This is a genomic window from Streptomyces sp. NPDC127117 (assembly GCF_042677325.1).
Lineage (GTDB): Bacteria > Actinomycetota > Actinomycetes > Streptomycetales > Streptomycetaceae > Streptomyces.
Window position 1 is genome coordinate 1 of record NZ_JBHXTM010000102.1, and the last position, 17,095, is coordinate 17,095.

14 protein-coding genes are annotated in these 17,095 nt (G+C 72.2%); 4 read left to right on the top strand and 10 right to left on the bottom strand.

Going from position 1 to position 17,095, the window contains the following annotated elements:
• Window positions 1–37 precede the first annotated feature (37 nt).
• Entirely contained in the window at window positions 38–883 is an 846-nt protein-coding gene (locus ACFVH0_RS39525; RefSeq protein ID WP_385828268.1) for a class I SAM-dependent methyltransferase, read from the bottom strand.
• A 141-nt stretch (window positions 884–1,024) separates the two neighbouring features.
• On the opposite strand from ACFVH0_RS39525, the gene ACFVH0_RS39530 reads away from it, so the two are divergent.
• Window positions 1,025–1,642: a TetR/AcrR family transcriptional regulator gene (locus ACFVH0_RS39530; protein WP_385828269.1), complete on the top strand. Its 618-nt coding sequence runs from the start codon at window positions 1,025–1,027 to the stop codon at window positions 1,640–1,642.
• A gap of 114 nt (window positions 1,643–1,756) precedes the next feature.
• Here ACFVH0_RS39530 and ACFVH0_RS39535 read toward each other — a convergent pair whose 3' ends face one another.
• Complete coding sequence (locus ACFVH0_RS39535) at window positions 1,757–4,189, bottom strand: polysaccharide lyase 8 family protein (RefSeq protein ID WP_385828270.1); 2,433 nt, start codon at window positions 4,187–4,189, stop codon at window positions 1,757–1,759.
• 310 nt (window positions 4,190–4,499) lie between these two features.
• On the bottom strand, window positions 4,500–7,082 hold the full coding sequence (locus ACFVH0_RS39540; protein WP_385828271.1) for a SpoIIE family protein phosphatase: 2,583 nt from the start codon (window positions 7,080–7,082) through the stop codon (window positions 4,500–4,502).
• Between the two features lie 213 nt (window positions 7,083–7,295).
• Here ACFVH0_RS39540 and ACFVH0_RS39545 point away from each other — a divergent pair, with 213 nt between their 5' ends.
• Window positions 7,296–8,231 carry a metallophosphoesterase family protein gene (locus ACFVH0_RS39545; protein ID WP_385828272.1) on the top strand — a complete coding sequence of 312 codons (936 nt, stop codon included), beginning with the start codon at window positions 7,296–7,298 and terminating at the stop codon, window positions 8,229–8,231.
• Here ACFVH0_RS39545 and ACFVH0_RS39550 read toward each other — a convergent pair.
• The 6 genes from ACFVH0_RS39550 to ACFVH0_RS39575 all read right to left on the bottom strand — a co-directional run bounded on the left by ACFVH0_RS39550 (window position 8,209) and on the right by ACFVH0_RS39575 (window position 12,647).
• On the bottom strand, window positions 8,209–8,574 hold the full coding sequence (locus ACFVH0_RS39550) for a VOC family protein (protein WP_385828273.1): 366 nt from the start codon (window positions 8,572–8,574) through the stop codon (window positions 8,209–8,211). The genes ACFVH0_RS39545 and ACFVH0_RS39550 overlap by 23 nt on opposite strands.
• A gap of 60 nt (window positions 8,575–8,634) precedes the next feature.
• Window positions 8,635–9,537, bottom strand: a complete 903-nt coding sequence (locus ACFVH0_RS39555; RefSeq protein WP_385828274.1) for a glycosyltransferase family 2 protein — start codon at window positions 9,535–9,537, stop codon at window positions 8,635–8,637.
• 65 nt (window positions 9,538–9,602) lie between these two features.
• On the bottom strand, window positions 9,603–10,058 hold the full coding sequence (locus ACFVH0_RS39560; protein WP_385828275.1) for a MazG-like family protein: 456 nt from the start codon (window positions 10,056–10,058) through the stop codon (window positions 9,603–9,605).
• Window positions 10,059–10,204: 146 nt separating this feature from the next.
• Window positions 10,205–11,104 carry a PhzF family phenazine biosynthesis protein gene (locus ACFVH0_RS39565; RefSeq protein ID WP_385828276.1) on the bottom strand — a complete coding sequence of 300 codons (900 nt, stop codon included), beginning with the start codon at window positions 11,102–11,104 and terminating at the stop codon, window positions 10,205–10,207.
• 155 nt (window positions 11,105–11,259) lie between these two features.
• Window positions 11,260–11,727: a lamin tail domain-containing protein gene (locus tag ACFVH0_RS39570; RefSeq protein ID WP_385828277.1), complete on the bottom strand. Its 468-nt coding sequence runs from the start codon at window positions 11,725–11,727 to the stop codon at window positions 11,260–11,262.
• A 146-nt stretch (window positions 11,728–11,873) separates the two neighbouring features.
• Window positions 11,874–12,647, bottom strand: coding sequence for an SDR family oxidoreductase (locus ACFVH0_RS39575; RefSeq protein WP_385828278.1), 774 nt, complete (start codon window positions 12,645–12,647; stop codon window positions 11,874–11,876).
• A gap of 261 nt (window positions 12,648–12,908) precedes the next feature.
• Here ACFVH0_RS39575 and ACFVH0_RS39580 point away from each other — a divergent pair, with 261 nt between their 5' ends.
• Window positions 12,909–14,537, top strand: coding sequence for an alkaline phosphatase D family protein (locus ACFVH0_RS39580; protein ID WP_385828279.1), 1,629 nt, complete (start codon window positions 12,909–12,911; stop codon window positions 14,535–14,537).
• An 89-nt stretch (window positions 14,538–14,626) separates the two neighbouring features.
• Here the strand turns inward: ACFVH0_RS39580 and ACFVH0_RS39585 are convergent, their stop codons facing one another.
• Window positions 14,627–15,631, bottom strand: coding sequence for a Gfo/Idh/MocA family protein (locus ACFVH0_RS39585; protein ID WP_385828281.1), 1,005 nt, complete (start codon window positions 15,629–15,631; stop codon window positions 14,627–14,629).
• An 86-nt stretch (window positions 15,632–15,717) separates the two neighbouring features.
• On the opposite strand from ACFVH0_RS39585, the gene ACFVH0_RS39590 reads away from it, so the two are divergent.
• On the top strand, window positions 15,718–17,040 hold the full coding sequence (locus tag ACFVH0_RS39590) for a multidrug effflux MFS transporter (RefSeq protein ID WP_385828280.1): 1,323 nt from the start codon (window positions 15,718–15,720) through the stop codon (window positions 17,038–17,040).
• Window positions 17,041–17,095 lie beyond the last annotated feature (55 nt).

Sequence of the window (17,095 nt, forward strand, 5' to 3'; positions counted from 1 at the left end):
CAGGTGTCCGCCCCCGGCGGCGGACGCCGCCCCTCGTTCACCCGGGCCGCCGCGCGGTGACCAGCAGGGCGGCGCTGCGCAGCCGGAGTGCGCCTTCCCGCTCGTGGGGGCGCAGCAGGTCGACGAGCCGCTGCCGGGCCCGGTCCCGGCCGTCCTCCCCGGCCCGGCTCATCAGGTGCCGGCCGGGGCCGGATTCCAGCAGGAAGGCGGCGGCGGCCGAGGCGTCCCGGCCCCAGGTCCCGTACGCCTCGACCGGTGTGGTGCCGATGGCCTCGTACCCGGCGCGGGACAGCACGTCACGCACGGTCCCCGGGTCCGCCAGCGAGAACATGCCGGGGCTCGCCGGGGTCCCCAGTCCGCCGACGGGCAGCAGGTCGGCCAGCCCCCGGATGGCCTGGAGCCACTCGTTCCGGTCGGCCTGCGCGGTGCAGACGAAGGCGATACGGCCACCGGGGCGCAGCGCCCGCCCGATGTTGGCGAAGGCGGTGACCGGATCGGCGAAGAACATCACCCCGAAGCGGCTGATCGCGATGTCGAAGGTCCCGGGCCCGAACGGGTGGACCTGGATGTCCGTCTGCTCGAACGTCACATTGCCGATGCCCTCGCTCCGTGCGGACTCCCGTGCGCGGGCCAGCATCGGGGCCGACAGATCCAGGCCCAGCGCACGCCCGTCGCCGGCCAGTCGAGCCGCGAGACGAGTGGTGCGCCCCGCGCCGCAGCCGATGTCGAGGACGCGGTCCCCCTGGGTGATCGCGGCGGCGGCGAGCAGGGGCTCGTCGAAGCCGCCGTTCACCGCGTCCCAGCGGCTCTGGTTGGCGGCCCAGAACGTCCCCTCATAACCGTTCCACGCCTGGCTCTGGTCCTTGTTGGCGATGTGTCGCATGCGGTGTGCTCCCCCTGGATGCGGTCTGGATGCGGTCCGGTCGTGGCGCCCGCGAGCAGCGGGACATCTAGTATGGGCGGGCGCCCATTCAAGGTATGGGCAAGCGCCCATGCTGTAAACAGGCCGAGAGGGAGGGGATTCGTGTCTCCGCGTGGTGTGACGACTCCGGACGTCCGTGAGCGGCTGTTCGCCGCCGCGGAGCGGGTGTTGGAGCGGGACGGGCCGGGAGCCCTGACGAGCAGGGCGATCACCGGTGAGGCGGGCTGCGCGAAGGGGCTCCTGCACACCCATTTCCGCGGACTGGACGAGTTCGTCGCGGAGTTGGTCCTGGACCGGTTCGCGCGGGTGGCCCGGCACGCCGACGAACTCCGGGGGCGAGCGGGCCGGGGCACCGTCGCGGAGAACCTTCTCGGCATCGCGCTCGCGCTGCTGTCCTCGGCCGGCCCCACCGTCGCCGGACTGGCGCTCACCCGCCCCGCGGCGTCCTCGCACATCCGCGAGGCCCTGACGGGCGGGGCGCCGGGCTTCGACACGGTCCAGGACGCGATCGCCGACTACCTGGACGCGGAACGGCGGGGCGGCCGGATCGCGGAGCGGGCCGACCCGGCCGCCGCGGCCCTCGCCCTGGTCGGGACCGTGCACCACCTGCTCATGACCGGCACGGACGACCGGCAGCAGGCGCGGGAGCGGGCCGGGCAACTGGTGGGCCTGCTCGATGCCGCGCTCCGGCCCGGCCCGTCCGACGACGTCGCCGGATGAGCCGGGCCGCGCGCCCGATCGCGCGGAACTCCTCGGCGGGCCGCCCGGCGATGCCCGAAGGGCCCGCCGGACGGCCCGCGATCAGCGCATCCGGATGATCAGGCCCCCGGGTGATCAGCGCACCCGGACGCGCACGGTGTGCGTCGCGCCTCGGCTCCTGCTCAGGTCGCCGAAGGTCACGGTCACCGAGGAACCGGTCCGCACGCCGGTGACGGTCTCCGCCTTGGACAGGACCGACTTGATGTGTCGCTGCCAGGTGAGGGTCAGGCCCGTGACGGTGCGGGACGGGTCGGAGACGCAGATCGTGGCGGTGCCGTCGCGCTTCTCGTGGATCTGTACGCAGACCGGGGCGCTCGCCGTGACCTTGCCCGCCGTGCCCGGCGCCCAGAAGTTGACGCCGGTGAAGCCGAGGGAGGGAACGCTGATGCCGGTGCGCCCGGCGTCGTTGGCGAGGATCCGCAGCCAGTCGGTGTCCGCGGCGCGGGCGGCGGTGCGCTTGCTGCTCGCGCCCGGCAGCATGATGTACGCGTAGCCGCTGTCCGCCGGGTCGGTGCCGTGGTCCTGCCAAAGGGTCACGTACCGGCGGGTCTCGGCCGTGCTGGTCCCGCCGTCGTTGATGTCCTTCCAGGCGCCGGTGCGCTCCTCGCGCAGCGCGTGCAGTTCGGCGCCGCCGGGGAAGACGTAGCCGGCGTGCCGGTCGAGATGGGCCCAGGTGGTGGTGCGGGTGGTCGTCCAGCCCTGGGTGGTGGGCTGGGCCTTGCCGTCGAGCAGCAGTCGCGGTGTGCCGTTCGCGCCGAGGCAGCGGTTGTCGACGACCGTCTCGACGCCCGCGCCGTCGGCCGAGGTGATGCCGGAGCCGAGGCAGACCACGCAGTCATCGAGCCAGAACCACGACTTGCGGGCGTGCATCGTGCTCGCCAGGCCCTGGAGGTGCTGGCCGGTGGTGCCGAACTCGCCGTCGCCGGTGCCGCCGACCCACTTCGTGTCCGGCTTCGGGTTGGCCCAGGCGCCGCCCTGCCCGTCGGCGAGCTTCTTCCGGGAGACGGTGATGCCGGGCAGCCGGTACGGGTCGACGGTCGGCCAGTACGCGTCCGAATACTGATCGAGCCCCGTGCCGTCGCCCCACCACTGCAGCCAGCCCGCGCCGGTGTGCCAGCCGCGCTTGTTCTCCCCGTTGCCGAACTCGTAGTGGGCGATCCGCTCGGAGGCCATGGAGAGACCGGCACCCCAGCCGCGGCGGCGGTGGGTGGCCCGGTCCATGTTGTGGAAGACCCGGTGCGCGGACGGCTCCGGGGAAGCGGTGACGGTCGAGTCGTCCAACAGGGTCTGCAACCGTGCGGTGTTGACCAGGCTCAGCGATCCGGCCTTGAGAGCGGGGGCGTAGTAGTCGCGCTGCAGCCAGCCCTTGACCATGGCGCGCCAGCGGGCGTTCTCCTCGGCGCCGGCGCCCATGCCGAGCAGCACGATGGAGGCCATCACGCCGTGGGCGCGGGTGTGGTCGCTGGAGCCGACGCGGGTGATGCCGCGGCCGGAGACGTTGTCCATCATCAGGCCGTCGTAGATGAACGGGGCGATGGCCGCGTCGATCGTGTCGAGGAACTGCCGGCTGCCCGGATCGGTGATCTCCCAGGTCGAGCCGCGCAGCAGGGCGAAGAGCCTGCCGAGACCGTCGTTGAGGACCGCGCCGTAACCGCCGATGTACGGGATCGAGGTGTGCTGGACGAACGAGCCGTCCGGGTAGAAGCCGTCGCCGGTCGTGACGTACGGGAAGACCGGCGAGAGCGCGGCGACCGCCAGCGCGATCTTGGCGGTATCGGCACCGACGATGCCGCGCAGGATCATGCCGCGGCACAGGTCGACACGGTTGGCGCCGGTGCTGGTGCCGGTGTACGAGCCGACGGCCGAGTCGGGCAGGAACTTGTCGACGGCCCCGCAGTAGTTGGCCTTCTGGGTGTCCGACAGGGCGTCGTACAGCAGCACACAGGTGTCCATGAGGGCCTGGGGCGCGCCGATCTGCCAGTTCCACCAGTTCCCGTAGCGGGTGGTCGTCTCGTTGAAGACATCGGCGTACAGGTGGTCGAGGCCGGTGATGACCGCGTCCCTGAGGCCGGTGTCGCCGGTGAGTCCGGTGCCGGGCTGGGAGTACGCCTCCGCCATGGTGCGCAGCCGGTTGTAACCGGTGTTCATGTTGGCGGAGTAGTTGAACGACTCGGTGTCGGTGTCCGGTTCGGGGTCGAGGTAGACCAGGTCCGGCCAGAGGGAGCCGCGTGCGGGGGCCATCGTGGAGCGGAAACCGGTGGCCTGGGCGCCGAGGTCGGCGAGCTTCGACTTGAAGGGCTCGGCGGTCGGGCTGAAACCGGTTCCCAGGTACAGATCGCGCCACTTCGCACGCAGGGCGGCGAATTCGTCGTCGGCACCGGCCGCGGCGGAGGCCGGGACGGCGGCGGAGCCGGCGGCGGAGGCGGACGCGGCGGTCGGCAGGCCGAGGGCGAGCGCCGCACCGCCGCCCGTGGCCAGCAGGGCACGACGGGACCAGGCAGTTGTCATCGAAGCTCCGGGGGAGAGTGAGCCAGTGCGGGAATGCCAGCGTGGTAAGCGTTTTCTAGCATGGGGGCGTTGGGGGACTCAAGGGGTCGCTCGGGTCGCTGTCGGGCCCTCCGGGGCGGGCGCACCACCGGTTCGTCCGCGCCGGCGGCAGCCGTCCGGAGGGTGCGGCGGGGGTCCGATGCCGGTAACCGGACGCCGGTGTACGGGAGTTCAGAAGGCGGGTTACGGGGGTGGCGACCCGGTGCGGAGGTGAACGGGTCAGCCGCTTCGGCTGTGCGGACGGATCAGCTGTTCCGGATGTGCGGACGGATCAGTCGTTCCGGGCGGCCGGCTCGTCCGGGATCGGCTGTTCGGCCCAGATCGTCTTGCCGTGCCGGGTGTAACGGCTGCCCCAGCGCGTGGTGAGCTGCGCGACCAGGTACAGGCCGCGGCCGCCCTCGTCCGTGAGCAGGGCCCGGCGCATACGGGGCTGCGTGGCACTGGGGTCGGAGACCTCGCAGGTCAGCTGTCCCGCGCGGATCAGCCGCGCTTCGACCGGGCCGCCGGCGTGGCGGATGGCGTTGGTGGCCAGCTCACTCAGCACCAGCTCGGTGGTGAAGACGAGCTCCTCCAGCCCCCAGGCGCGCAACTGCTGCGCGGCGTCCTGCCGGAGCCGGGCGACGGCGGCCGGGTCGGCGTCCACGGGCCAGACGGCCGTGTTGCCGGCCGGTACCGCATGGGTGCGGGCGAGCAACAGGGTCACGTCGTCGGCGAGTTGATGCGTGGGCCGGGCGGAGATGATCTCCTGGCCGAGCTCGCGCAGCGGTGCGGTGGTGACGCCGGGGCGGGCCAGCCGGCGGCTCAGCTCCGCCATGCCCTCGTCGAGGTCGCTGTCGCGTCCCTCGATCAGCCCGTCGGTGTAGAGCACGAGCAGGCTGTCGGGCGCCAGGTCCACCTCGGTCACCTCGAAGGGCAGACCGTTGACGCCCAGCGGCGGTCCGGGGTTGAGGGGCACGTACGAGACGGTCCCGTCGGGATCCACGACGGCGGGCGGGGGGTGTCCGGCGGAGACCATCGCGCAGCGGCGGGAGACCGGGTCGTAGACGGCGTACAGGCAGGTGGCGCCGACCGGATCGGCCCGGAGATCGTCACCCGCCCCGTCTTCGTCCGGTCGGGTGAGGGGGCTGGGCCGATCGAGCCCGCCGGCCCCGAGGGCTTCACCCGACGCGTCCGATCCGCTCGATCCCTCGGATCCCCCCGGTCCCCCCGATCCACCAGGTCCCCCCGGTCCGTCCGGTCCGTCCGCACCATCCGGTCCGTCGGGCTGGTTGGGTTCGTCGCGGAGCTGGGAGACCAGGTCGTCGAGGTGCACCATCAGCTCGTCCGGCTCCAGATCGAGATCGGCGAGGGTGCGGACGGCGGTACGGAGCCGCCCCATGGTGGCGGTGGCCCCCAGCCCGTGGCCGACCACGTCCCCGGCGACCAGGGCGACGCGGGCGGAGGACAGGGGGATCACGTCGAACCAGTCGCCGCCGACGCCGGTGGCGGTATCGGCCGGCAGGTAGAACCCGGAGGTGGTCACGGCGACGGTCTCGGCCTGCGCGGGCGGCAGCAGACTGCGTTGCAGGCCGACGGCGGCCCGGTGTTCCCGGGTGTAGCGGCGGGCGTTGTCCAGGGCGAGGGCCGCGCGGGCGGCGATCTCGCACAGGAGGTCCAGGTCGGCCGGTGCGTAGTCGGGCCGGTCGGGGCCGCGCCGTACGGTCACCCGGCCCAGGAAGCTGCCCCGGGCCCGCAGCGGGGCGGTCATCGACGAGGGGGAGCCGCCGACGGTCGGGGCGGAGCCGGCATCGGCCGGGACCACGGTGCCGGTCGGCACCTCCTCGGCCCGTTCCCCGGCCGCCGCGGTCAGCCGGAGCGGCACCGTGCCGTCCTCGCCGGGAGCCGGTTCCTCGCCCGTGAACACCGCCCGGGCGATCTCCACCACGGCGAGGTCGGCCAGTCCGGGCACCAGCACGGCAGCCAGCTCCTCGCCGGTACCGGTGACGGACAGCGATCCGCCGACGGCCGCGGTGGCGTGATGCAGAATCGCCAGGCGCTCGTCGGAGCGGCGCTGCTCGGTGACGTCCGTGAACAGCGCGGTGACGCCGAAGACCTGCCCGTCCGGCGCCTGGAGCCGGAACGCCGAGACGGCCATCACCACCCCGCCGCCGGGATCCTCGATGGTCCGTACGGTGTCCTCCGCGAGGATCAGCGGCCGGCCGGTCCGCAGCACCTCGCGCAGCCGCCGCTCGATCGCCGCCGCGTCCGGCGCCTGGAGGAAGTCCCCCAGGCGCCGGTTGCGCAGGTCGGGCAGGAGGCCGGTGTACGGCAGCAGATGGGTGTTGGTCCTGACCAGCCGCAACTCCGCGTCGAACACGGCGAGACCCAGCCGGTCCTGAAGGAAGAGTTCCCGGGTGAACGCCTGGTCCTGCCGCCACCGGGCGACCTTCCCGGCGGGCGCCCCGAGCACCAGGTACCGGGCCGGGCCCCCGGCCCCTTCGGTACCGGAACCGGCATCGGTATCGGCACCGGCTTCGCTACCGGCACTGGCACTGTCATCGGCGCCGGGCCCCGCCAGCGGGAGGACCTGGAAGACGACGGCCAGTTCCTCGCCCCGGCCGGTACGTACCACCGCCTCGCCCGACCATGTGCTCACCGCCCGCCCGCCCGGCGGTCCGGGCGGATCGGCCGGATCCGCGAGCAGCTCCCGGGCGGGACGGCCGCAGACACGGTCGGCGGGGAGCGAGAACAGCTCCTCCGCCGCGGGTGTCCAGCCGATGATCAGCCCGTCCGCGTCGAGCAGGGCCCCGGCAGCGCTGTCCGCGAACGGGAGCCCGCTGTGCCCGGGCGTGCCCGGAAGGGTCTTGCCGTCCACCTCGTTCTCAGCTCCCTCTCACCGCCTGCCGACGGTCCCGCGCCGCGTCCACGGACGTCTCCATCATCCCCCCGCCGGCTCCGGCCGCCAGTCCCGGCGGCCGGAGGTCAGGGTGCCCCCGGCCGGCCGGGTTGTCCATGGGGCCCATGGGCCGGTCCGTAGTGGGGCAGTATTTCGTTCGGTCTTCCGTTCAGACTTCCACTCAGTCACCCCGTGGGAAGGTTCAGCGTTTTGTCCGATCGCACCGAAGGAAGCCGCGGTTCTCTGCTGGCGGTGAGCGACCTGCACGTGGGCATGGCGGACAACCGTCCCCTCGTCGAGTCATTGCGGCCCGGTTCGGACGAGGACTGGCTGATCGTCGCCGGTGATGTCGCGGAGCGGATCGCGGACGTGGAGTGGGCGTTGCGGCTGCTCGCGGACCGGTTCTCACGGGTCGTCTGGGCCCCGGGGAACCACGAGTTGTGGACGCCCGAGCGCGATCCGGTCCAACTGCGGGGCCAGGAGCGGTACGAGCATCTGGTCGAGTTCTGCCGGAGCCTCGGGGTGGTCACTCCGGAGGACCCGTATCCGGTGTGGCCCGGCCCCGACGGTCCGGTGGCCGTCGCGCCGGTGTTCCTGCTGTACGACTACAGCTTCCTGGCGCCGGGCACGACGACCAAGGAGGAGTCCCTGGCGTACGCGCACCGGACGGGGGTGGTGTGCACCGACGAGTTCCTGCTGCACCCGGACCCGTACCCGAGCCGCGACGCCTGGTGCCGGGCGCGGGTGGCCCGGACGGAGGAGCGTCTGGCGGCACACGATCCGGGGATCCCGCTGGTCATCGCCGGCCACTGGCCGCTGGTGCGCGAGCCGATGGACGTCCTGTGGTACCCCGAGTTCGCCCAGTGGTGCGGCACCCGGCTCACCGCCGACTGGCACCGGCGGTTCAATGTGGCGGCGGTGGTCTACGGACATCTGCACATACCCCGGACGACCTGGTACGACGGAGTGCGCTTCGAGGAGGTTTCGATCGGTTACCCGAGGGAGTGGCGCAAGCGTGGCCACCCCAAGGGCCTGCTGCGGCGGATCCTCCCGTACGACGGCCCGGGCGACGCCGACGCGCACGGCGCCACCGGGCAGGGCTCCGTCAGCGATGGCCCAGCACGTTGACGACCTGACCGTTCGGGTCGCGGACGAAGAAGCGGCGTACGCCCCATTCCTCGTCGCGCAGCGGGTACACGATCTCCGCGCCGCTCTCCCGCATGGCCGCGTGCACCGCGTCCACGTCCTCCACCTCGATGCTCAGGTCCGGAGTGACCGGGGCGGTCGCGTCGGCCCCCATGATGCTGAGCTGGGCCGTGGGGTCCGACGCGGAGGCGAGCGTCATGATCCAGCCGTGGTTCATGACCTCCCGCAGGCCCAGCCGACCGTAGAACTCCGCGCTCCGCTCCATCCCTTCGGCGGCGGGGCCACCGGCGGTCCGGATGTTGGGGACGATTCTGTGTACGGACATCGGCAACTCCTGTCGCGGGACTGACTCCGTGCCGCCCGGCACCGGTGGACCCGACGCGGATCAGATGACCGGCGGCCGTCCCAGTTTCGTCATCTGCCACACCGTGCGCCACCGCATCGGCTGCCTTCGCCCGCACGGGGTACGGACGCCCTCGGCGAAGCCGCCGGCCCAGGCGCGCAGACCCGTCGCCGACCGGGTGCGGGCCACGGTGAGGAGGGTCCAGGTGCCCAGGTAGGCGGGGACCAGGGGGAGGGGCAGATTCCGGCGGGCCAGCCAGACCCGGTTGCGGGCCGTCATCCGGTAGTAGACGGAGTGCCTGGCCGGGGAGGTCTTGGGGTGCTGGAGCAGCAGATCGGGCTCGTAGAGGATCTTCCAGCCCGCGTCGAGCGCCCGCCAGGACAGGTCCGTCTCCTCGTGGGTGAAGAAGAACTCCGCGGGCCAGGGCCCCGTCTGGGCGAGCATCTTCATGGAGAAGGCGTGTCCGCCGCCCAGGAACGCGGTGACCGGTCCGCCCCGCATCGGGTCGGCGGCGCGCAGCCGCGGCACATGGCGGCGCTGGGTCTCGCCCAGTTCGTCGGCGATCCGGAAGCCGACGATGCCGAGCCGCGGATCGGCGGCGAACAGCTCCCGGACCTTGCGGAACACCCCGTTGTCGACCAGGAGGCCGTCGTCGTCGAGCTCGATGACGACATCCACGTCACCGAAGTCCGCCAGCTTCTGCAGGGCGACGTTGCGGCCCCCGGGACAGCCCAGGTTCTCCGCCAGCTCGATCGCCGTCACACCGCCGGTCAGATCGGACAGGCCCGGAAAGGCGCTGAAGTCCGGAAGGGGTGATCCATTGCCCACCACGACGAGCCGGTCCGGACGTACGTCCTGCCCGGCCACCGAGGCCAGCAGGGCCTCGACCTCCTGTGGGCGATCGCCCATGGTGACGATGGATACGGCGATGCGTGGTTCGGACACGGTCGGCACTCCTGGTCTCGCTCCGGTGCCCGCGATCGTAGCCGCAAGAGATGGTTGCCCGTTGTTCAGGCACCTGTTGCCGTACCGCCATGCCCCGGGATCTGTTGTCGGGGTGCGGCGCCGGGGGTCTGCCACGACGGGCCGAGCGGGGAGCGCGGACGTGCCGCGACGCGTCGCACATGCCCGTCGAACACGGTCGCCGCGTCGGGGGTGAGGGTGCGCAGGGCCACCATCGCTGTCACGATGACGTCGCAGAGTTCGGCCTCCACGTCCTGCCAGGAATGAGTGGCGCCCTTGCGCGGGTTCTGGCCGGTGGCCCCGATGACGGCCTGGGCGACCTCGCCCACCTCCTCCGACAGCTTCAGCATCCGCAGCAGCAGATCCTGCTCGGGCGGGATGCCGGTCTCCGAGTCGAGCCAGTCGTGCAGCTCGTCGATGGTCGTCCAGGTGTCGTGATCCCGGTCGGGACGCGGGGCGGGGCGGTCGGCGGGGCCGGGATCGTGGGCACTGTGCTGGTCCATGGCGCCAGCCTGCCAGCCACCGCACGCCGGTCCCCGTACGCCGGGCGGCGTCGGCCCCGCCGGGCGCCGTCGTACGGGCGTGGTCCTGCCGGACACTGTCGTACGGGCGTGGTCCTGCCCAACACTGTCGTACGGGCGTGGTCCCGTCAGTCCCCGATGCGGGCCCCCGTCCCGCTCACCCGTACCCGGGCGTCGCCCGCCCGCAGTTCGACCGTGAGTGTTCCGGGGCGGCCCATGTCCTCGCCCTGGTGGAGGGTGAGGACGGCGGTGTCGGGGACGAGGGCCCGGTCGCGCAGGTAGGCGCCGAAGGCGGCCGCCGCGGCGCCCGTGGCGGGGTCCTCGACGACACCGCCGACCGGGAACGGGTCGCGGACGTGGAAGACGTCCGGGGCCTGCCGCCACACCAGTTGCAGGGTCGTCAGGTCCAGCCGGTGCATCAGCGCTTCGAGGCGCGCGAAGTCGTAGGAGAGGTCGGCGAGGCGTTCCCGGGTCGCCGCGGCCAGCACCAGGTGGCGGGCGCCCGCGAAGGCGATCCGGGGCGGCAGCGCCGGGTCGAGGTCGGCGGCCGGCCAGTCCAGGGCGGCGAGCGCCTCGGCCAGATCGGCGGGGGCGATGTCCAGGACGTCCGGTTCGACGCTGGTGAGCGTGGCGCGCAGCTCGGCGCCCTCCTGGGTGACGGTGACCGGGACGGTGCCCGCGGGCGTACGGAACACCAGATCGCCGGGGCCGTCGCGCTCGGCCAGCGCGAGGGCCGTCGCCACGGTGGCGTGGCCGCAGAACGGGACCTCGGCCTTCGGGCTGAAGTAGCGGATGGTGTACTCCCGGACATCCGGCACCTCCGCACCGCCCGGCACCTCCGCACCGCCCGGTTCGCTCCGGCCGGTCAGAAATGCCGACTCGCTGTACCCGAGCTCCGCCGCGACGGCGAGCATGGCGGCGTCGTCCAGCCCGGAGGCGTCGAGGACGACTCCGGCAGGGTTGCCGCCCTCGGGGTCGGCGGAGAACGCGGTGTAGCGAAGGACGTCGGTACCTGGATGCGGGCTCATACCGCAGGCCAACCCCGTCGCGGCCCGGGGCATTCCCGCTCCGGACCGGCAGGGGGGACGCCCCGGACCGGCAGAGGGGGAGTGTCCCGGGCGGGCAGAGCGGGAGCGCCCCCGGGCGGGCCGGCGAGAACGCTCCCGGGCCGGGGGCGTCCGGCTCAGTGGCAGTTCTTGGTGCCCTTGCCGGACTTCGTCCAGGAGCAGGAGTCCTGGAGCTTGCCGTTCGGCTTGATCAGCCGGGCCTTGTCACCGGTGTTGTTCCAGACGTACGAACCGCGGTTCCAGTACACGTTGCCCGACGCGTTCTTGCCCCGGCCGGTGTGGACCTTGACGGTCTTGCCCGCGGCGATGGTGTAGCTGCCGAAGGTGTACGTGTAGCCGGTGTTGTCCTTGAGCTTGTAGCCCTTGAGCTGGAGCTTCGACTTGCCGTTGTTGTGGATGTCCACCCACTCGGCGTTGAGGGAGGAGTTGCTGCGGGTGTCCTTGCCGGGGCTGTCGTACTGGATCTTCCCGAGGTGCAGCCCGCCCTGGTGCGAGGCGGCCGAGGCGGGGGCCGTGACGAGCAGCGAGCCGGCCAGGGCGGTGGCGGCGGCCAGTGCGAGGGGAGCCGCGGTGCGTATGCGCATGCCGTGTTCCTTGTGTGGAGTTCCGGTGAAGGAGTGTCAGCATAGGGGCAGCGCGCGGTGCCCCGGTGCGCGGGTGCTCATTCCGTCCCGAGTCCGGTCGTGCGGTGGCAACCGCCCCCCGGCGGGCGGCGTGTTGGGGCGCTCCGTCAGCCGCGCCCCACGTACGGCATCGCCGTCGCCAGTACCGTCGCGAACTGCATGTTCGCCTCCAGGGGCAGCTCCGCCATGTGGAGCACCGTCCGGGCCACGTCCGCCGCCGCCATCACCGGCTCGACCGCGAGTTCGCCGTTGGCCTGGAGGATGCCGGTCCGCATCTGCTCGGTCATGTCCGTGGCCGCGTTGCCGATGTCGATCTGCCCGCAGGCGATCCGGTACGGACGCCCGTCCAGCGACAGCGACTTCGTCAGCCCCGTCATGGCGTGCTTGGTCGTGGTGTAGGCGACCGAGTGGGGGCGCGGTGCATGGGCCGAGATCGAGCCGTTGTTGATGATCCGGCCGCCCTGCGGGTCCTGCTCCTTCATCAGCCGGTACGCCGCCTGCGCGCACAGGAACGCGCCCGTCACGTTGACGTCCACCACCGAGCGCCAGTCCGCCACCGAAAGGTCCTCCACCGGGACGGAACGCGGGCCGAACGTACCCGCGTTGTTGAAGAGCAGATCGAGGCGGCCGAAGCACTCCCGTACCGAGGAGAAGAGCGCGGTCACGTCCTCGGGGCGCGACACATCGGCCGGGACGGTGATCACCCGGGCGTTCTCCCCGGCCAGCGCGGCGGTCCCGGCGAGCGGTTCGGGCCGTCGCCCCGCGAGCGCCACCGACCAGCCGGCACCGGTCAGGGCGAGCGCCACGGCGCGCCCGATACCGGAACCCGCGCCCGTCACGACCGCCGTCTTCGGGTCGGAATTCAACACTTTGTTGCTCATGAGGCCGCAGCGTACGCCCTGCCGCCCCGGTGGCGTGTGAGGCCACATGGGGTCAAGGCGGCACGTACGACGGCGCGTTCGTGCCCCGGCCGGCCGGAGAAGATGATCATTGACCCGTCATGGATGCGCGTTTTGTCCCCGTGAACCCATTGCTGCCGCATTCCTCATCCACCGGACGCCCGAGCGACGCGAACACGACAGCCGCCCGATGTGCTGGGCCGGTGAACTGCCGTAGTACATCACCAGCCAGGGGAGGGACAGATGACAAACTCATCGCACCAGCAGGAGATGCGTGACGCGGCCAGGCAGATCGGCCGCCGCCGTTTCCTCACCGTCACCGGAGCCGCCGCCGCGCTCGCCTTCTCGGTCAACCTGCCCGCAGCGGGCACCGCGAGCGCCGCCGAACTGGACGCGAAGAAGATCGGCGACGACCCCTTCACCCTCGGTGTCGCCTCCGGCGACCCGCTTCCCGACTCGGTCCTGCTGTGGACGAGACTCGCACCGCGCCCGTACGAACCCGGCAGCGGACTGCCCAGGAACCGGGTCCAGGTGCGCTGGGAACTCGCCCGCGACGAGCGCTTCTCCCGCATCGTGCGGCGCGGATCGGTCACCGCCCACCCGGAGTTCGACCACAGCGTCCACGTCGAGGTCAAGGGCCTCGACGCCGACCGCGTCTTCTACTACCGCTTCCGCACCGGAACGTGGACCAGCCCCGTCGGCCGGACCCGCACCGCGCCCGCCCGCGGCGCCGGCAACAGCTCGCTGAGCCTGGCCGCCGTCTCCTGCCAGGCTTACCACGACGGCTACTTCACCGCGTACAAGCACCTCGCCCAGGAGGACGTGGACGTCGTCTTCCACCTCGGCGACTACCTCTACGAGTACGCCGTCAACGCCACCGGCGGCGCCCGCAACTACACCGACCGCAAGCTCCCCGCCCACTACAACCGGGAGACGGTCACGCTGGAGGACTACCGGCTGCGGTACGGCCTCTACAAGTCCGACCCGGATCTGCGCGCCGCCCACGCCGCGCACCCCTTCGTCGTCACCTGGGACGACCACGAGACCGAGAACAACTACGCGGGCGGAACCCCCGAGAACGACGTCCCGCCGGAGGAGTTCCTGCTGCGCCGCGCCGCCGCGTACCGCGCGTACTGGGAGAACCAGCCGCTGCGCGCCCCGCAGCGGCCCACCGGCCCCGACATGAGGCTCTACCGGCGCCTGCGGTTCGGCCGGCTCGCCCAGTTCGACATCCTCGACACCCGCCAGTACCGCAGCGACCAGGCGTACGGCGACGGCTGGCAGACGCCCGGACCGGAGTCCCAGGACCCGTCGCGCACCATGACCGGCGCCACCCAGGAGCGCTGGCTGATCGACGGCTGGCACGCCTCGCGGGCCACCTGGAACGTCGTACCGCAGCAGGTCACCTTCGCCCAGCGGCGCGACGTCCCCACCGACGCCTTCAAGCTGTCCATGGACGCCTGGGACGGCTACCCCGCCTCCCGGGCCCGCATCCTGAAGGGCGCCGAGGCCGCCGGGGTCGGCAACCTGATGGTGCTGACCGGCGATGTGCACGTCGGCTACGGCTTCGACCTGAAGAAGGACTTCGACGACCCGGCGTCCCGCACCGTCGGCACGGAGATCGTCGCCACCTCCATCACCAGCGGCAAGGACGGTTCGGACAAGCCCGGCAGCTGGAACAACCAGATGCAGGCCAACCCGCACATGAAGTTCTTCAACGGCCGCCGCGGATACGCCGTCGTCACGCTGGGCCGGGAGCAGGCGCGCGCCGACTACCGCACGGTGTCCGCCGTCACCACCCCCGGCGCGCCCCTCGCCACGGCCGCGTCGTTCGTCACCGAGGTGGGCAACCAGGGCCTCACGCCCGCGTAAGACCCTGGTCACGGTGTTCGCCGGCCCAGGCCCAGGCCCAGGCCCAGGCCCAGGCGCAGGCCAGGCCCAGGCCCAGGCCCCGACGCCGGTCAGCCGAGGTCGTCCGCCGCGTAGCGGACGCCGATGCGGTCACGTACCGCGTCGAGCGTCCGCATCACGGCCAGCGACCCGTCCAGCGGCACCAGCGGCGACTCCGTCTCGCCCGCCCGCAGCGCCCGCACCACCTCGGCCTGCTCGAACTGCATCCCGCGCAGCCCCGCGCCCGCGGCACCGGCGGTGAACTCCTCGGGCTCGTGTCCCGGCCGGTGCAGCACGAACCGCTCCGGGTAGAAGAAGCCGCGCGGGAACTCGATCCGGCCCTTCGTCCCCGTGACCGCGCCGGTCTGCGGGGTGTCCGCCACGATCGAGCAGTTCAGCAGCGCCGAGGCGCCCGCCTCCGACCAGCCCAGCAGCATCGCGGTGTGCACATCGACGCCCTCGGGGGAGAGCACCGCGTCTGCCTGCACCCGGTCCGGCTCGCCCAGCAGCAGATGCGCGAACGACACCGGATAGACCCCGAGGTCCAGCAGCGCGCCGCCGCCCAGTGCCCGGTCGCGCAGCCGGTGTTCGGGCCCGAACGGGCCCGCGAGCCCGAAGTCGGCCTGCACGGTGCGGACATCGCCGATGGCGCCGTCCCGCACCAGCTCCGTCATGCGCCGGATGACCGGGTTGCAGTACGTCCACATGGCCTCCATCAGGAAGAGCCCCCGGTCCCGGGCGAGCTTCACCAGCCGGTCCGCCTCCCGGGCGTTGAGCGTGAACGCCTTCTCGCACAGCACGTGCTTCCCGGCCTCCAGGCAGAGCGAGGCAGCCTCCAGGTGCGCCGAGTGCGGCGTCGCGACGTACACCACGTCGATCTCGTCGTCGGCGGCGAGAGCGTCCCAGCTGCCGTACGCCCGGGGTATCCCGAACCGCTCGGCGAACGCCCGCGCCGAGGAGTCTGTCCGAGATGCGACGGCCACCACTTCCGTGTCCGGCATCGACCGGAGATCCTCGGTGAACGCCGTGGCGATACCGCCGGTCGCCAGCACACCCCACCGCACAGTGCCGCTCATCCCTGTCATGCCTGCTCCCCAAGAGGTCTCGACCAGTCCGGCTGAGCTGAGAGCATAGATGCGGATTCAACGACATGGAGATGGAAATGCCGGAGAGCGGCGCAAGCCGGACCCAGCAGGAACGCACCGACATACCGACCGCCGGAACCCTGGCCGCGGGGCCAGGAACCACCGGCACACCGCCCGGAAAGCCGGCCGCTGCCGAAGCGGCCAGGCGCACCGGGCTTCTCGTCACACTCGTCCTCGGCGGTCTCACCGCGGTTCCGCCGCTCTCCATGGACATGTACCTCCCCGCCCTGCCCGCGGTCACCGACTCCCTGCACGCGCCCGCCGCCACCATCCAGCTCACCCTCACCGCCTGCCTGACCGGCCTGGCGCTCGGACAGGTCGTCGTCGGACCGCTGAGCGACCGGTGGGGCAGGCGCAGGCCGCTGCTCCTCGGCATGGTGATCTACGTCGTCGCCACCGCGCTCTGTGTCTTCGCGCCCACCACCGGGCTCCTCATCGGCTTCCGTCTGCTCCAGGGCCTGGCCGGTGCGGCGGGCATCGTCATCGCCCGTGCCGTGGTGCGCGACATGTACGACGGCGTGGAGATGGCCAGGTTCTTCTCCACGCTGATGCTCATCTCCGGCGTCGCGCCGATCGTCGCCCCGCTGATCGGCGGCCAGGTGCTGCGGTTCACCGACTGGCGCGGCATCTTCGCCGTCCTCACCGTCGTCGGCGTGCTGCTCACCCTCGTCGTCTGGAAGTGGCTGGGCGAGACCCTGCCGCCGCAGGACCGGCACACCGGTGGCCTCGGCGACGCGCTGCGCACCATGCGCGGACTGCTCGCCGACCGGGTCTTCACCGGCTACATGATCGCGGGCAGCCTCGCCTTCGCCGCCCTCTTCTCCTATGTGAGCGCATCGCCGTTCGTCATGCAGGAGATCTACGGCGCCTCGCCGCAGACGTTCAGCCTGCTCTTCGGCATCAACTCGGTCGGCATGATCATCGTCGGCCAGATCAACGGCAAGATCCTGGTCGGCCGGGTCAGCCTGGACAAGGCGCTCACCTTCGGGCTCTCGGTCATCACGCTCGCCGCGGCCGCACTGCTGCTGATGACGACCGGGGTCTTCGGAGAGGTGGGCCTGGTCCCGGTCGCCGCCGGACTGTTCGTGCTGATGTCGGCGATGGGGATGGCGATGCCGAACACGAACGCGCAGGCACTGATGCGCACGAAGCACGCGGCCGGATCCGCCTCCGCCCTGCTCGGCACCTCGTCCTTCCTGATCGGCGCCATCGCCTCGCCGCTCGTCGGCATCGCGGGCGAGGACACGGCCGTCCCGATGGCCGTCGTGCAACTGGTGTGCGCGGTGGGCGCGATGGTCTGCTTCCTGGGGCTGTGCCGGCCCTGGCGGCGGACTTCGTGAGGCGGGCCGTATGAGAGGAGGGGCGGCGGGGTCCGGGGAGTGTTCCCCCCCGGAC

Coding starts and splice junctions, on each gene's coding strand:
- ACFVH0_RS39525 (WP_385828268.1), bottom strand. CDS start 883: ATGCGACACATCGCCAACAAGGACCAGAGCCAGGCGTGGAACGGTTAT.
- ACFVH0_RS39535 (WP_385828270.1), bottom strand. CDS start 4,189: ATGACAACTGCCTGGTCCCGTCGTGCCCTGCTGGCCACGGGCGGCGGT.
- ACFVH0_RS39550 (WP_385828273.1), bottom strand. CDS start 8,574: ATGTCCGTACACAGAATCGTCCCCAACATCCGGACCGCCGGTGGCCCC.
- ACFVH0_RS39560 (WP_385828275.1), bottom strand. CDS start 10,058: ATGGACCAGCACAGTGCCCACGATCCCGGCCCCGCCGACCGCCCCGCC.
- ACFVH0_RS39565 (WP_385828276.1), bottom strand. CDS start 11,104: ATGAGCCCGCATCCAGGTACCGACGTCCTTCGCTACACCGCGTTCTCC.
- ACFVH0_RS39570 (WP_385828277.1), bottom strand. CDS start 11,727: ATGCGCATACGCACCGCGGCTCCCCTCGCACTGGCCGCCGCCACCGCC.
- ACFVH0_RS39575 (WP_385828278.1), bottom strand. CDS start 12,647: ATGAGCAACAAAGTGTTGAATTCCGACCCGAAGACGGCGGTCGTGACG.
- ACFVH0_RS39580 (WP_385828279.1), top strand. CDS start 12,909: ATGACAAACTCATCGCACCAGCAGGAGATGCGTGACGCGGCCAGGCAG.
- ACFVH0_RS39585 (WP_385828281.1), bottom strand. CDS start 15,631: ATGAGCGGCACTGTGCGGTGGGGTGTGCTGGCGACCGGCGGTATCGCC.
- ACFVH0_RS39590 (WP_385828280.1), top strand. CDS start 15,718: ATGCCGGAGAGCGGCGCAAGCCGGACCCAGCAGGAACGCACCGACATA.